This window comes from Methylocystis sp. NC52PC (assembly GCF_055698645.1).
Genome location: NZ_CP170127.1, coordinates 3,802,703 through 3,818,285, shown reverse-complemented (window position 1 = coordinate 3,818,285; position 15,583 = coordinate 3,802,703). Strand labels below are relative to the sequence as shown.

At 65.7% G+C, this 15,583-nt stretch carries 12 protein-coding genes and 1 pseudogene; 7 read left to right on the top strand and 6 right to left on the bottom strand.

Annotated elements, in window-relative coordinates:
• Window positions 1-29: 29 nt before the first annotated feature.
• Entirely contained in the window at window positions 30-323 is a 294-nt protein-coding gene (locus ACETII_RS20795; protein ID WP_363349215.1) for a formate dehydrogenase subunit delta, read from the bottom strand.
• Window positions 320-3,179: pseudogene (gene fdhF / locus ACETII_RS20790) on the bottom strand (formate dehydrogenase subunit alpha). The gene ACETII_RS20795 and the pseudogene fdhF overlap by 4 nt, the downstream one beginning before the upstream one ends.
• A gap of 273 nt (window positions 3,180-3,452) precedes the next feature.
• Here fdhF and ACETII_RS20785 point away from each other — a divergent pair.
• Window positions 3,453-5,486: an NAD(+) synthase gene (locus ACETII_RS20785; RefSeq protein WP_472786804.1), complete on the top strand. Its 2,034-nt coding sequence runs from the start codon at window positions 3,453-3,455 to the stop codon at window positions 5,484-5,486.
• A 61-nt stretch (window positions 5,487-5,547) separates the two neighbouring features.
• Here ACETII_RS20785 and ACETII_RS20780 read toward each other — a convergent pair whose 3' ends face one another.
• A complete protein-coding gene (locus ACETII_RS20780; protein ID WP_363349213.1) occupies window positions 5,548-5,721 on the bottom strand; it encodes a DUF1328 domain-containing protein in 174 nt (57 codons plus the stop codon).
• A gap of 158 nt (window positions 5,722-5,879) precedes the next feature.
• Window positions 5,880-6,737, bottom strand: a complete 858-nt coding sequence (locus ACETII_RS20775) for a D-amino-acid transaminase (RefSeq protein WP_472786803.1) — start codon at window positions 6,735-6,737, stop codon at window positions 5,880-5,882.
• A gap of 182 nt (window positions 6,738-6,919) precedes the next feature.
• Between ACETII_RS20775 and ACETII_RS20770 the strand changes: the two genes are divergently transcribed.
• Window positions 6,920-8,323: a glutamate-cysteine ligase family protein gene (locus tag ACETII_RS20770; RefSeq protein ID WP_363349211.1), complete on the top strand. Its 1,404-nt coding sequence runs from the start codon at window positions 6,920-6,922 to the stop codon at window positions 8,321-8,323.
• A 2-nt stretch (window positions 8,324-8,325) separates the two neighbouring features.
• Window positions 8,326-9,360 carry a M14 family metallopeptidase gene (locus ACETII_RS20765; RefSeq protein WP_472786802.1) on the top strand — a complete coding sequence of 345 codons (1,035 nt, stop codon included), beginning with the start codon at window positions 8,326-8,328 and terminating at the stop codon, window positions 9,358-9,360.
• A 46-nt stretch (window positions 9,361-9,406) separates the two neighbouring features.
• Here the strand turns inward: ACETII_RS20765 and ACETII_RS20760 are convergent, their stop codons facing one another.
• Both ACETII_RS20760 and ACETII_RS20755 read right to left on the bottom strand, forming a co-directional pair.
• Window positions 9,407-10,810 (bottom strand): DUF1254 domain-containing protein, encoded by a 1,404-nt coding sequence (locus tag ACETII_RS20760; protein ID WP_472786801.1) that lies wholly within the window; start codon window positions 10,808-10,810, stop codon window positions 9,407-9,409.
• 55 nt (window positions 10,811-10,865) lie between these two features.
• Window positions 10,866-11,816 carry an endonuclease/exonuclease/phosphatase family protein gene (locus tag ACETII_RS20755; RefSeq protein ID WP_472786800.1) on the bottom strand — a complete coding sequence of 317 codons (951 nt, stop codon included), beginning with the start codon at window positions 11,814-11,816 and terminating at the stop codon, window positions 10,866-10,868.
• 140 nt (window positions 11,817-11,956) lie between these two features.
• On the opposite strand from ACETII_RS20755, the gene ACETII_RS20750 reads away from it, so the two are divergent.
• From ACETII_RS20750 to ACETII_RS20735, 4 genes are all read left to right on the top strand, one after another.
• The gene (locus tag ACETII_RS20750) at window positions 11,957-12,646 is read left to right on the top strand and encodes a Crp/Fnr family transcriptional regulator (RefSeq protein WP_363349207.1); all 690 of its coding nucleotides are present in this window, start codon (window positions 11,957-11,959) and stop codon (window positions 12,644-12,646) included.
• 91 nt (window positions 12,647-12,737) lie between these two features.
• Window positions 12,738-13,070 (top strand): polysaccharide deacetylase, encoded by a 333-nt coding sequence (locus tag ACETII_RS20745; protein ID WP_363349206.1) that lies wholly within the window; start codon window positions 12,738-12,740, stop codon window positions 13,068-13,070.
• 187 nt (window positions 13,071-13,257) lie between these two features.
• The gene (locus tag ACETII_RS20740) at window positions 13,258-14,589 is read left to right on the top strand and encodes a hypothetical protein (RefSeq protein ID WP_472786799.1); all 1,332 of its coding nucleotides are present in this window, start codon (window positions 13,258-13,260) and stop codon (window positions 14,587-14,589) included.
• Between the two features lie 11 nt (window positions 14,590-14,600).
• Entirely contained in the window at window positions 14,601-15,482 is an 882-nt protein-coding gene (locus ACETII_RS20735) for a FecR family protein (protein WP_472786798.1), read from the top strand.
• The last annotated feature ends 101 nt before the right edge of the window (window positions 15,483-15,583 follow it).

Here is a 15,583-nt window from a genome sequence, read left to right as displayed (position 1 = left end):
AGGGCGGGGGAGACCCCGCCCTTTTTCGTTCAAGCCTTCGGCGGTCCGTAATAGCCGGGCTTTTTCTGCGTCTCGTCCACGAGCAGCTTGGCGCCGTCGATCACATGCGGCGCGAGCCCCGCGCCGCCGGCGTCGATCAGCGCCAGAAGTTCCTCGCGCATGCGCGGATCCCAATAGGTCCGCAGGTGGTTGCGGATGCCTTCCGCGCGCCGCTCCGGCGGATAGGGCGCGAAGAAGTCGCCGATCTGATTGGCCATCAGAACGATGCGGTCGAGCGCCATCACGGGGATGTCGCCGCCCGTATTCTGCTGAGTCACGCTCATTCCGCCGGCTCCAGTTCGTCGATGCGCGGCTTCGCGGCGTCGCGCGCCACATCGGCCGCGGGGCCGTTCGTGCGCACGACGTCGACGGCCGTCACCTTGTATTCGGGGCAGTTCGTCGCCCAGTCAGAGAGATCCGACGTGACGGCGTTCGCCTTCGATGTCGCATGGTGGAAGGTCGTATAGACGACGCCCGGATTGACGCGCTCCGAGATCTTCGCGCGCAATTCGATCTCGCCGAAGCGGCTCGAAACCTTCACCCAGTCGCCATCCTTCACGCCGCGCGACATCGCGTCCTGCTCATTGATCTCAAGAATGTCTTCGGGGTGCCACATCGAGTTCGGCGTGCGCCGCGTCTGCGTGCCGACATTGTATTGCGACAGGATGCGGCCCGTGGTGAGCAGCATCGGATATTTGTCGTTGGTGCGCTCGGCGGTCGGCACATATTCGGTGAGCATGAAGGTGCCGAGACCGTTGGCGCGCGGGAACTTCTCGCGATGCAGGACCTCCGTGCCCTCGGGCGCTTCCTCGTTGCAGGGCCACTGCGCCGAGCCGATGCGGTCGATGAGCGCGAAGCTGATGCCGCGATAGTTGGGCGACAGCCGCGCGATTTCGTCGAGCACCTCGCCGGAATGGGCGTAGGAGACGTTGTAGCCCATCGCGTTCATGAGCTTGACGGTGATCTCCCAGTCCTGCAGGCCGGCCAACGGCTCGATCACCTTGCGCACGCGCGACACGCGGCGCTCGGCGTTGGTGAAGGTGCCGTCCTTCTCCAGCGACGACGAACCGGGCAGGAAGATATGGGCGTATTTCGACGTCTCGTTGAGGAAGAGGTCATGGAGCACGACGCACTCCATGTTCTTCATCGCGGCGATGACGTGGTGCTGGTTCGGGTCGCTCTGCACCGGGTCTTCGCCCATGATGTACATGCCCTTGAACGAGCCGGCGACCGCGGCGTCGAGCATGTTGGGCAGGCGCAGCCCGGGCTCCGCGTCGAGCGTCACGCCCCATTCCGCCTCGAAGCTGGAACGGGTGGCGTAATCGGTCACGAAGCGATAGCCGCTGAAGACATGCGGCCAGCTGCCGAGACAGCTGCCGCCCTGAACGTTGCCCTGGCCGCGCAGCGGGTTCACGCCCACGCCCTCGCGCCCAAGCATGCCGCAGGAAAGGCCGAGATTGCCGAGGCACATCACGCCCGTCGAGCCCTGCGAATGTTCGGTGACGCCGAGGCCGTAGTAGATGGCGCTGTTGGGGCCGCCGGCGTAAATGCGCGCGGCCTTGCGGATGTCGTCCGGATCGACGCCGGCGAGCGGGCCGATGACCTCCGGCGCATATTTGTCGGAGCCGACAAGCTCCTTCCAGTTCTCGAACTCGTTCACCTCGCAGCGCGCGCGCACGAATTCCTCATTGTAGAGCTTCTCGCGCACGATGACATGGGCGATGCTGTCGAGGATAGCGACATTGGTGCCGGGGCGGATGGCGAGATGCACGTCTGCCTTGCAATGCGCCGATTCCACCGTCTCGGTCTTGCGCGGATCGATGACGATCAGCTTCGCGCCCTGGCGCAGGCGGCGCTTCATCAGCGAGCCGAAGACCGGATGGCCTTCCGTCGGATTGGCGCCGACGACCATGATCACGTCGGCCTGCAGGATCGAGTCGAAGTGCTGGCTCGCCGCGCCGGCGCCGACCGTGTTCGTCAGGCCGAACTGCGTCGGGGAGTGGCAGATGCGGGCGCAATTGTCGATATTGTTGTTGCCGAGAACGGCGCGCGCGAATTTCTGCGTGAGGAAGATTTCCTCATTGGTGCAGCGCGAACTGGAAACCGCGCCGACGGACTTCACGCCGTACTTGGCCTGGATACGCTTGAACTCCTTCGCGGCGTAGGCGAAGGCCTCGTCCCAGGAGACCGGCGTCCACGGTTCGTCGATCGAGGCGCGGATCAGCGGCGTGCGGACGCGGTCGGGATGGTTGTAGTAATCAAAGGCGAAGCGGCCCTTGATGCAACTGTGGCCATGGTTCGCCTTGCCTTCCTTCCATGGCGTCATGCGCACGATCTTGCCCCCGCGCGTCTCGGCCTTGAAGCCGCAGCCGACGCCGCAATAGGCGCAGGTCGTGACGACCGATTTTTCAGGCTTCAACGGGTTCGGCATGGACATACTCTCCTTCGAAGAGGCTCTTTTCCACCAGCGCGTGGCTGGGGCAGGCTTGCACGCAGGCGCCACAGCTCACGCATTCCGATTGAAAGAACGGTTGATCCTGGCTCGCGACGACTTTGGAGTCGAAGCTTCGGCCTGCGATCGTCAGCGCGAAAGTTCCCTGCACTTCGGCGCAGGCGCGCACGCATCTGCTGCACACGATGCATTTCGCCGGATCGAACAAGAAATACGGGTTCGACGCGTCAATGCCGGCGCTGAAGTGGTTTTGCCCTTTGCCGTAAGGATGCGAAGCCACGCCCTCGGCCTTCAGCGTCTCGTGAAATTCGCTCCAGCCGCCGTCGACCTCGCTTGGCGGGAAGTCGGAGAGATAGAGCTCCAACACACCCTTGCGCAGACGCTGCAGCGTTTCCGTCTGCGTGCTGACCTTCATGCCGTCGACGACCGGCGTCGTGCAGCTTGCGGGAAAGCCGCCGCGTCCCTCGATCTCCACGAGACAGACGCGGCAGCTCCCGAAGGGCTCGAGCATGTCTGTCGCGCAAAGCTTCGGGATGGCCCGTCCCGCCGCGGCCGCGGCGAGCATGACGGAGCTGCCGGCCGGAACCGTCACGGAAACGCCGTCGATTTCCAAAGTGACCGGCGCGCCGTCGCGCGGCGGGGTCCCGTAATCAATGTCGTCCTTCAAGGCGCGCAGTTCGGACCACATTCGCGAAACCTCCCCGTTTAAAACGGCGCCGTCGGAGGCCGGGCGCCTCTCCGTTTGCGCGCCGGCAAGACGCGCCTCTTTTTTAGAACTCTTCAAAAAGGCAGTGTAGCGAGGGAAGTCGGCGGGAAATCATAGAAAAAGTGAAATTCATTCTTCGTAAAAACGGATGAGTCGGGCGGAGCGGCGCGGCCCTATCCCCGCGCGGAACATGACAGGCGCCGCCGCTTCCGGCATTATGGCGGCCCATTCCTCGGGCCGCTCCCGCGCAAGTTCATGACCCACCCCTTCTTCTCGCTCCACACGCATGGCTTTGTTCGCGCCGCCGTCGCCTGTCCGAGCGTGCGTGTCGCCGATCCCGCCTTCAACGTGGCGCGCACCATCGAAATGGCGGAAGACGCGCATCGGCGCGGGGCTTCTCTCGTGCTGTTTCCGGAGCTTGGCCTCTCCGCCTATGCGATCGACGATCTCTTGCAGCAGGAGGCGCTGCTTGGCGCGGTCGAGACGGCGCTCGCCACGCTGCTCGCCGCGTCGCGGTCGCTGCATCCGGTGATCGTCGTTGGCGCGCCGCTGCGCCATCAGGGCCGACTTTACAATTGCGCCGTCGCCATTCTCCGCGGGCGCCTGCTCGCGGTCACGCCGAAAACCTATCTGCCGAATTACCGTGAATTCTACGAGCGCCGGCATTTCGCCTCGGGCGCTTTCATTTCCGGAGAAGAGATCGCGGTCGCTGGGACGCGCGCGCCATTTGGCTCGGACGTCCTGATCGAGGCGAGCGACTTCCCGGGTTTCGTCGTCCACATGGAGGTTTGCGAGGACGTCTGGGTCCCGATCGCGCCTTCGGCGCGCGCGGCGCTTTCCGGCGCGACGGTGCTGCTCAATCTCTCGGCGTCCAACGCCATCGTCGGCAAATCCGATTATCGCCAGACGCTGTGTGCGTCCCATTCGGCGCGCTGCCTCGCCGCCTATCTCTACTCGGCCGCGGGGCAGGGGGAGTCGACAACCGATCTCGCCTGGGACGGCGAGGCCGTGATCTATGAGCAGGGCGATGTTCTCGCCCGCGCGCCGCGCTTCTCGGATACGCCGCAGCTCGTTATCGCGGATATCGACCTCGGCCGCCTCCTGGCCGAGCGCACGAGGCAGGGCACCTTTGGCGACTGCGCCGATGTCGAAGCGGGCGCCGTGCAGTATCGCCGCGTGGACTTCGAGCTCGCGGCCCCGCGAGACGTCGATCTCGGGCTTTTGCGAGATGTGCCGCGCTTCCCCTTCGTGCCGAATGACGAAGCGCGGCTCGCGGAACTCTGCTTCGAGGCCTTCAACATTCAGTCGCACGGGCTCGAGCAAAGGCTGCGCGCCGCCGGGATCAAAAAGGTCGTCATTGGCCTGTCGGGCGGGCTCGACTCGACGCAGGCCTTGCTCGTCGCCGTCACGGCGATGGAGCGGCTTGGACTGCCTCGCGAAAACATTCTCGCTTATACGATGCCGGCCTTTGCGACGAGCGACCGCACCAAGAGCAACGCCTGGGCGCTGATGCGGGCGCTGGGCGTGTCGGCGCAGGAGATCGACGTCTCCGCCGCCTGCCGACAGATGCTCGAAGACATCGGCCATCCCGCCGCGCGCGGCGAAACGGTGTATGACGCGACCTATGAGAATGTGCAGGCGGGCGCGCGCACCTCGCTGCTGTTCCGCCTCGCCAATTTTCATGACGCCATCGTCATTGGCACGGGCGACCTCTCGGAATTGGCGCTCGGCTGGTGCACCTATGGCGTCGGCGATCAAATGTCGCATTACAACGTCAACGCATCTGTGCCGAAGACGCTCATCCAGCATCTCATCCGCTGGTGCGCCCGCGACGCGCGCTTTGGCCCTGAGACGGTCGCCGTGCTCGTCGATATTCTCAAAACCGAAATCTCGCCCGAACTCGTCCCCGGCGAAGAGGCGCAGCGCACGGAAGCTTTCGTCGGCCCTTACGCCCTGCAGGATTTCAATCTGTTTTACACGACGCGCTACGGCTTCCACCCAGCGAAGACGGCGTTCCTGTCCTGGCGCGCCTGGCGCGACGCGGGTGCGGGCGAGTGGCCTTCGGTCATCGCGGAGAGCGACCGCTGCGCCTATGATCTGCATGAGATCAAGCATTGGCTCACAGTCTTCCTGCGGCGCTTTTTTGCGACGAGCCAGTTCAAGCGCTCGGCGCTGCCCAATGGGCCAAAGGTGAGTTCGGGAGGCTCTCTCTCGCCACGCGGCGACTGGCGCGCGCCGAGCGATTCATCGGCGGAGGCGTGGCTCGCCGGCCTCGACGACATTCCGTAAAAAAAGGACCGGCCAACGCCGGTCCAGTTGGGAGCACCAAGAGAGAAAAGCGCCTGTCCCGTCAGGCTCGGCGGACGAATCCGATGACCGCCGAGATAACGAAGAGGGCGAGCGCCACCCAGAACAGAATCCGGGCGCCTTCCATCGCCGTGCCGGCGACTCCGCCAAAGCCAAAGAACGCGGCGATGACGGCCACGATGAGAAACAAGATCGCATAGTGCAGCAGGCTGCCCATGTTGACCTCCGTGGGTGAAACCTAACTCGCAGGCACAACGCGCGCTTGCCAGCAGTGTTCCAACATGAACGCGACGGTCGCCACAAAAAGACGGCCAGGGGCGCCGCGGCGTCCCTGGCCATCAACCTCCCGACCACGCGTAGCGCACTACGCGGCGGTCAGACCGCGGTGGCGCGCGCGAAATTGAGATAGATGGCGCGCAGCCGCTTCGCTCTTTCGCCAGGAACGCCCGTCCCCACCGGGCGCCCGTCAATCGCGACGACCGGCAGAACGAGATTGGACGCGCTTGTCAGAAAGGCTTCCGCCGCCTCCTGAGCTTCAGCCACTGTGAAGGGCCGTTCCTCGACCGATAATCCTTCTTGATCGGCGAGCGCCATCACGGCGCGGCGCGTGCAGCCGGGCAGGATCGCCGTCGAATTGGGACGCGTGACGATGGCGTCCTGCTTGGTGATGATGAAGGCCGTCGAGGACGAGCCCTCGGTGACGAAGCCTTCCTGATCCACCATCCAGGCTTCCTGACAGCCGGCTTCCGTCGCCGCCTGTTTGGCGAGCACCTGCGCCAGCAGGGCGACGCTCTTGATGTCGCGACGCGCCCAGCGCAGATCAGGGACTGTCAGGATCTTGACCCCAGTCTGCGCCGCGGGGGAGGCGAGAATATTCTTTCGCTGCGCAAAGGCGACGAGAGTCGGGCGGGCGTTGTTCGGGAAGGAGAAATCCCTTTCGGCCGCCCCGCGTGTGATCTGGAGATAAACGAGCCCTTCGTTGATCCCGTTGCGCGAGACGAGCGCGCGCTCGATCTCGACGATCTCCGGCATGGGCGCGGGACTGGTGAGCCGCAGCGCGTCGAGCGAGCGCTGAAGCCGCGCCAGATGCGCCTCATTGTCGACCAGCCGGCCGTCGATGACCGCCGCGACTTCGTAGACGCCGTCAGCGAAGAGGAAACCGCGGTCGAGGATCGAAACTTTGGCGTCTTCGAGCGGCGTGAACACGCCATTGACATAGGCGACGTCGGACAAGCGGGCTCTCCTGTTATTCTGATTCGTCTCTTAGCGCGGCCTTTCGTCTTGCGGTAGGCGGCAAGACGTGAACTTTGCAGATTCTTCGCCACGACGAGAGCGGGGAGGGGTTCGCGACGCATCGTCGCGCCTGCTTCCCCGACTCGCTTCTAGGTAATAGAAGGGGGCGAGCGGGAGGCGTCGTGGGCGAGGAAATCAGGGCAACCGGATTTACCGGCGAAGACAAGGTCCGCTTCAGGGCCCGGCTCGCCGAAGAGACCGAAATGGCCCGCGCTCTGTTCGCGGCCGGCAAATTTTCGCGCGCGGGCCACATGCTCGGCTTCGAAGTCGAGACCTGGATCGTCGATCACAATTACTTTCCGGCGTCCATCAATCAACTGCTGCTGGAGACGCTCGCGAACCCGCTCGTCGTGCCGGAGCTGTCGCGCTTCAATCTAGAGCTGAACTGCGATCCGCTGCCGCTCGAAGGCGACGCGCTCGGCCTGGCGCATGACGCGCTGACCGAGGTGTGGCGGCGCTGCAACGACGCCGCGCATCGCCATGACGCCAATCTCGTACTGATCGGCACGTTGCCGACGATCCGCGACGAGGATCTGACGCTCGCCAATATGTCGCCGCTCAACCGTTATTACGCGCTCAACAGCGAGGTGCTGCGCATGCGCGGGGGCCGGCCGCTCAAGGTCGACATATTGGGTCGCGAACATCTCGTCTCCGAGCATCGAGACGTGATGCTGGAGGCCGCGACGACCTCCTTTCAGGTGCATCTCAAGGCGCCCGCCGATCTCGCGCATCTCTATTACAACGCCTCCATCGCCGGCTCCGCCCCCATTCTCGCGGCGAGCGGCAATGCGCCTTTCCTCTTCGGCAAGGCGCTTTGGGAAGAAACGCGCATCCCGCTCTTCGAACAGGCGGTGGACGTCCCCGGCCCGGCGCGCGTCTGCATGGGCTCGGGCTACGCGCAACAATCGCTGCTCGAAATCTTCGAGGAGAACCTGCGCGACTATGACGCGCTGCTGCCGATCCACTTCGAGGACGAACCGGCCGCGATGCGCCATTTGCGCCTGCACAATGGCGTCATCTGGCGCTGGAATCGTCCACTGATCGGCTTCGACGCCGATGGCGCGCCGCATTTGCGGGTGGAGCATCGCATTCTGCCGGCCGGCCCGACCTTCGTCGACATGATGGCCAACGCCGCGCTCTACCTGGGGCTCGCCCGCGCGCTGGCGGTCCAGGGCGACAATGGAACGGGCGGCCTCTCCTTCGAGGAGGCGCGGCGCAATTTTTACACGGCGGCGCGTCATGGGCTCGACGCCGTGCTCACCTGGCCGGGGGAGGGCGAGATCGGCGCCGACCGGCTGCTCACGGAGCGGCTGCTTCCGTTGGCGCGGCAGGGGTTGGACGACCTCGGCGTCACGGACCCGCGCGGCTATCTCGACGTGATCGAGGCGCGCGTGCGCTCGGGACAGACCGGCGCGGCCTGGCAGCGCAAAGCGCTCGACGCCTGCGACGGCGACCTCTATGCCATGATGGCCGCCTATTGCGAAGGACAGCGCAGCGGCGCGCCCGTGCATGAATGGGACTTGTGAGAATGACTGTGACCGACGCGCCCTGCGCGGTGATGGATCGGCTGCCGGGAGGCTTTCTCGACTGCCCCGCCAATAGATTGAGCGAAATCCTTCCTGGCCCCACGCTGTTCGATCTGCCGGGGCGCGATCCGCATCCGCTGTTCGTTTCGACCTTGCTGCATGGGAACGAGTATAGCGGGCTCGAAGCGATGCAGGCGGTGTTGCGCCGCCATGCGGCGCGGGGGCTCAACCGTTCGCTGCTGCTCTACATCGGCAATGTGCGGGCGGCGGCGGCGAATGTGCGCACGCTGCCGGCCGAACGCGACTACAATCGCGTTTGGCCGGGCACGCTCTATCCGGACGACCCGCAGGCGGCGACGGCGCGATGGGTCTATGATTTCGCCGCGGCGCGCGGCCTCTTCGCCAGCATCGACATTCACAACAACACCGGCTTCAATCCACATTACGCCTGCGTGCGGCGGCTGGAGCCCAACTTCATCGCGCTGGCGCAGCTCTTTTCGCGAACCGTGGTGCATTTCCAGCGCCCCGTCGGCACGCAGGCGGCGGCTTTTGCCAATCTTTGTCCCGCGATCACCGTCGAATGCGGCAAGGCGGGCGCGGGCTCGGCGACCGAACATGCGATCGAGCTCGTCGAAGCGGCGCTCTCCATTACCCAACTGCCCGAACATGCGCCGTCCGCGCATGACGTCGATCTCCTTCGCACCTTCGCCATCGTCAAGCCGCCGGCCGGATCGACCTTTTCCTTTGACGGGTCGCCCGCGGACTTCATGTTCCGCTCCGATATCGACCGTCTGAACTTCAGCGAACTGTCGCCGGAGGCGACTTTCGGCGTCGCCCGCGCCGGGATGAAACTCGACATCCTGCCCGGCGACGGCGACCACCCGCCGCCGGAAGATTGCTTCGCCTATGACGGCGGCGAGATCAGGCTGACATGCCCCGCCATCCCCGCCATGCTCACCGTCGATCCGCGCGCGGTGGAGCAGGACTGCCTGTGCTATCTGATGCACCGCATCGGCATGGACGGCGCCCCGCTCTGAGCCACGACAAAGGGCAAGCGGGGGAAGGCGCGCCGCCAACGCGCGCTTACTGAACCCGTTGGATCGCCGGCGGCGCCCAGCGGCCGTCGAGCGCTTCCGGCTTTGGCGCATAAAGCCGCATGGTGACGCTGGGGCCGCCCGACGCTAGCGCGGGCAGCCAGTTCGCCTCTCTGTCCGGCCCCGGGCTCGCAGGCTGAATATAGATATCCAGCGAACCGTCTGGATTGTAGGCCAACGGGTCTCTGTCGCCGATGGCAAAGCGGTTGATCGGGTTCGGGATCTGAAAGCCCTTGTCGTCATACATGGTGAGCGACCAGAAAGCCTCGACCGGCGGCAATTCGCCTTTCGCGAAATGCAGCACGTAGGGGCTTCCGCCCTTGAGCGGCTGGCCCTCGCTGTCGGCGAGGTTGAACGGGTAGATGGCGTCCTCCGGCTGGTTGGCGCCGAGGCCGATCTGCGCAACGATGGCGCGCTTCAAATAGTAATCGCCATAAACGCCCATTGTGTCGGTGTTCATCTGCCAGCCGTTGACGACGCGGGCGAGCGTCGGCGTCTTGGCCTTCATCTCCGCCAGCGCATCGACGCGGGCGCGCTCCAGGGCGGCCTTGATTTTCGGGTCCGCCTTCTCGCCGTCGAAACTCTTCCCGGGTTCGATCCCGAGGCGCTTCAACCGCGCGATCTGCGACCAGTCGGTCACATGCGGCGGGTTCGCCTTCATGAGCTCCGCCCCATAACCGAGGAACTTTGCCGCCGGCATGGAATCCACCTGTTCCATGGGCGGCGTCTTCATGTCGACGCCAGGATCGGGCTTGAACGGGGCGGCGGGCTTCTCCGGCTTGCCCCAGCGCGAGAGCGGCGTGAGCTTGTAGCCGTCCTGCACCTCGTGAACCGCCGCGTAATCTTTCGGCCCGTTGGTTTGTGTGCGGCCGACGACCCACACATAGGGGGTCGGCGCGTCGATCCGCTCGACGTCTTTCGGCAGTTTGCCCTTCCAGCCCTGCGGCGTGATCGCGAAATGGCCGGCGGCCGTTCCCGTCGTGCGCTTGCCGGGCGAGGCGAAAACGTCGGTCCACATGTCGAGGAGCGGCAGCAGATAATAGCGCCCCTTGGTGTCCGGGGCCGACATGACGATGGGCTCCTTGGTCAGATCGAGCCAGGCGATCGAATAGAGCGTGTCGAAGTTGGGCCGCACGACGTCGTGGAAATCGGCGGGCGGATATTCGCGCACATGGGCGAAGGCGTTCATCGGGCCGGCGCCCGGCTTTTTTCCGGGCTCCACATTGGTCATGACCTTGCGGGTCACATCCATCGTGACGAGCGGGTAGAAATAGACATAGGCCTCCTTGCCGATCTCATAAGCGTCCTGCTCGGTGAGCGGCTGCGCGGCGCGGGCGACGGAGACGAGCGACAAGGCCGCGACGAACGCGGAAAACGGACTTGCGAATTTCATGTGGCTCTCCTTGCAACCAGCAAAGCTTACAGGCTGGGGCCGTCAACGCAACCAGTCACAGAGACAGCCCCGCAACGATCGGCGCATGGAGCGAGCCGAGGATCGGGTCCTGCGCAAAGACCTCGTCCTCCAGGCCGTCGTTGAGAATGCGCGTCTCGCACCAGCCCTTGGCGAGGGCGTTGGAGACGAGAATATGATCGATGAGCCTGGGCCGGCCGGCATGGATCACCGTGTAGCGCTGCGGGGGGTCGACGCAGACTTCGAGCGGCGTCAGCGCGCGCGGCCCCTGTTGCGTTTCATTGTCGCCGCCGCGCAGCAAGCGCGTCGGCGCGTCATACTCGTCGGCGTTGAAATCGCCGCAGACGGCGAGACGCGCCTCGGGTTCGGCGTCGAAAATCGTTTCGATGAAGAGTCGCGCCTCCAGCGCCTGACCCTCGCGCTTTTGCGCCGCGACGAATTGCCCTTCGACCTGCGACTTGCTCGAGCCTTCCCCGCGCGCGGTGGCGACGGGGGCGGGGCGCGGCGCGCGCAAATGCAAATCGAGCACATGCAGGAGCGTCCCGTCTGGCGGTTCGATCGCGGCATAGAGCAGCGGCCGGTCCCATTCGATGAGAATAGGCTCGGGCGCGACGTCGCCGTCGCGCGGCGGCGGCCATGACCAGCGCTGGACGAGATCGTGATGGATTTGCCGCGCTGTTCGAATGGGCCAGCGACTGAGGAGCACGAGGTTATGAACGTCGGCGGGCGCGTCGGTTCCCGGCCGTACGCTCGCGGCTCGCGCGTAATCGGCGTAAGGCGTTCCGGCCAGCAGCCGCTCGAGCGCGAGATAATCTCGCGGCGCGTGCTTGTGCGGCTTTTGCGCGCCGACCTCCTGCAGGCAGAGCACGTCGGCGTCGAGCGCGAGAATAAGCGGCAGCAGCGCCGCCCGCCGCGCCTCGAACGCCGCCGCGCGCGTCGCGGCCCAGTCGAGGTTTTCGAGATTGAAGGTCGCGAGCCGCAGATCCATCCGCTAATTGTCGCGCGGCGGGCCCCATCGCGCCAGAGAGCAATGGCGACGCCTGCGCCAAAAAAACGCCCCTCGACGGCGCGGCCCTTTGCCGGCACTATGTCGCGCCCCTCTCGTCATCTTTTCCCGGAGCGTTTTCCGTGTCGGTCTTCGACGGCATCCCTTTTTTCGCCGGACTCGATTCGGCGCGCGCCGAAAGCCTCGGCCGCCAATGCGTCCGCAAGCGTTATGACGAGGGGGAGCTTGTCCTCGACTTCGAAGACCCGTCGGAGGACGTTTACTTCATCGTGAGCGGGGACGTGCGCGTGCTGGTCCGCACGGCGGCGGGCAAGGAGATGATCCTCGGCGATTTCGGCCCCGGCAAATTCTTCGGGGAAATGGCGGCGATCGACGGCGCCAAGCGCTCGGCCAACGTCACGGCGCTGACCAACGCCGAGATTATGCTCGCCCCGCCAGGGGTCTTTCGCGACATCGTGCTGCACTCGCCGGAAATTTCCGAGCGGCTGATGCGTCTGCTCACGGCGCGCATACGCGAACTCAACATCCGGCTGTTCGAGCGCTCCGTGCTGGATTTGCGCCACAGGCTCTATTCCGAGTTGTTGCGCATGTCGTCGCCGCGCAAGGGGCACGACGGCCAGGCGATCATCTCGCCGCCGCCCTTCCAGCATGATCTCGCCGCGCGCATCGGCTGCCGTCGCGAGCAGGTCAGCCGCGAGCTCGGCGCCATGATCGAGGAGGGCACAGCCGAGAAAATCCGCGGCGGCCTTGTCCTGCTGCGCCCGGCGGTTCTCGAAAAGCGCGTGCGCGACGCGATGAACGAAGCGGAGTGACGCGTGCGCTCGCGCACGCACGCGCTCTCCGCCAACCCCTATACAGGGTCTAGCTCGCATTATTCGAGCACTGACCTTTGGAGGGGTTGTGATGAGCATCCAGTTGACGCCCATTGCGCGCTGCCAGGAAATCGCCGGGCTCGGCCCGCATGAAATCATGCTCGGCGCGGTGCCGGGCGAGAAGCACGAGCGTCTCCTCGCCCGTTATTGCCGCAACCGGCGCTCGGCTGCTCTCGCGCGTACCGCGATCGTCGCCGACATTCGCGCCGCTGTGACAGATGGCGCGACGCGGGAAGCCGCCGATCTCCTGATCGTGCTGCGCCGGCTTCTGTCGCAGCCTGCGTCGTCTCGCCGGCCGCCCTGCGCGCGCCGCCCGCTCGGCAGGCGCCGCCATGGTCGAGCTGTCGCCTTGGCGCAACATTGAGTTTTTCTTTGCTGCGGGGCTCGAGTCCCGAAAAGCGTTGTCGGCAATTGATTCTTCTTAAGCTGAAAAAGAGATCTGCGACCAGATCGGCGCTCGTCCAGCGCCTGGGCGCTTATTGCAAAGATTAAGGCTGCGGGCGATGATTCCTTCGTTGTGAAGGGGGCGCCCGGTGCTTTCTCTTAGAGCTTTGTCGGCACAGGTTCTGACGGCCGTCTTGATCGTCGGGGCGCTTCACGCGCCCGCGGTCGCGCAGGACGGCGACGCGGAGCGCGATCGCCTCGCCGCGCATATTCAGAGCCATCCCGAGGACGATGCGGCGACCTACCGCTTCGTCGTCCTCGCGACCGAGCTCAAGGACTATGAGGGCGCCGTCGGGGCGCTCGAACGGCTGTTGATGTTCAATCCCGATCTGTCGCGGGCGCGCAAGGAACTGGGGTTTCTTTATGCGCGCCTCGGCAATTGGGACATCGCCGCGCAGCATCTGCGGGAGGCGCGCGAGAGCGAGAGCCTCGACGCCGTCCAAAAGGCCCAGATCGACGCGCAGCTGCCCGACATCGAGAAACGCGCGCAGCCGAGCCGCCTGTCGGTCCGTCTGCATTCGGGTTTTCGGGCGCAGTCCAACGCCAACTATTTCCCCGCCAATAATCTCTTCCAGGTCGGCGGCGCGGGGCTCGTCGCGCCCGGCGGACCGGCGGGCGACGTCAATACGTTTCAGCTCGTCGAGGCGCAGCACGAATATGAGTTCGGCGCGCGGCGCGGCGACCGCCTCGAAACGCGCGGGACCGCTTACGCCACGCAGCAGTTCCGCTTGCCGCAATATAGCGTGGCGCTGTTTTCCGGCTCGATCGGCCCGCGCTTTTTTCTCCCGTCGAGCGCGTTGAGCGGTCTGTCGGTCAGGCCTTATCTCGCGGGCGTCGTCTCGCTGCTCGGCTCGGACAATTATCTCAACGCCGGCGGCGCGGGCGCGAGCGTTCGCGCCGAGCTGACGCCCGACGCCTGGCTGGAGCCCGGCGCCGAATGGCGCAGCCTGTCGGTCGCTCCTATGCGCGGCTTCTTCGGCGTCGCGCCCTCGGCGACACTGTCGACCCTCGCGTCGGGCGACGCCGTGACCGGTTATGTGAGCGGCGGCTATGCGTTCTTCGACACGGTCCGGCTCGAAGGGCGCTTCGGTTACACGCGGGCGAACGCCTTTTACGCCGCGCAGAGTTCCGACCAGATCGACGCGCAGGCGCTGCTGAGGCTCGAGGTCGATCCGCCGCATCCGATGTTCGGGCGCCGCTGGACGATCGCCCCTTATGCGCGCTTCACCCATCTCTCCTTCGACGCGCCAAATCCGCTCGTCTCGCCCTTCGTCGCGCGACGCGACTCGGCATGGACGTACGGCGTCATGCTGGATGCGCCCGTGACCGCCATGCTCGGCTTCGCCGGCAATCTCGAATTCTCCCGCAACGACTCCAATCTGCCGAACTTCCGGACGCAGAACGTCTCGGTCTCCTTCGGCCCCACGGCGAAATTCTAGGGAGACCGCTCATGTCCACAATTCAAAGATTCGCGCTCGCCCTCGCGCTCTTGCTGCCGGCCTTGCCGGCGGCGGCGGAAAAAGTCGGCAACGTCGGGGCCGCCAACCCGGCGGCTTTCGGCGCGCCGCCCGGCGCCGCGCGGCATGCGCTCGCTATCGGCCTCGGCGTCGAAAAGGGAGAGCGCATCGACACTTCGGCCGAGGGCAGCGCGCAAATCATCTTCAACGATTCCTCCACCATGACCGTCGGACGAAACAGCTCGGTCGCCATCGACGACTTCGTCTATCAGGGCGGCGCGGGCGGCCAGGGCGTGCGGCTCGCCAGGGGCGTCATGCGATTCGTCGGCGGCGGCGTGAGCCATGGGGCCGGCGCGACGCTGAATACGCCGACGGCCGCGGTCGGCGTCCGCGGCGGTTCGCTTCTCCTGCGGATCGGCGGCGACTGCGGAACCCTTGTCGTGCATCAGGTCGGCGTCATCGAGGTGCGCGGAGCCGGCGGCGGGTCGCAAATCCTTAACCGTCCCGGTTTCGGCGTCTGCGCCGCCGGGGAGGGCGTTTCGGAGCCTTTCCGCGTGCCGGGCGAGACCATCGCCGCCATTACCGCACAAATGGCCAGCCGTCGCGGACAATCGGGCGGAGCCCGCGGCCGCCACTCAAACGAGAGCGCGGCCGCGCTCGGAGATCACGCGCCCGCGAGCGTGGAGCCGCCGCCGGGGCTCGAGGCGCTTGCGCCCGTCTGGGCGGGCGGCGCCCTGGTCCAGAGCAGCGCCAATGCGACGAATCAGCCTGCGCCGCCCCAGCCGCGCGCCGCGCCTCGGGACGCGCCCGAGACCCCGACGGGCCATTACACCCACTCCTATCCCCATGGGTCCTATTCGCACGGGAAGGACTGAAGCTTTGCGCCTCGGAGCGCGGCCTTGGTCTTGTTGAAGGGCGCAGCGTGAACTAGCGTGGCCAAAAAGCAGGTTGGCCGCGCGCTTGCGCCATGTTCACG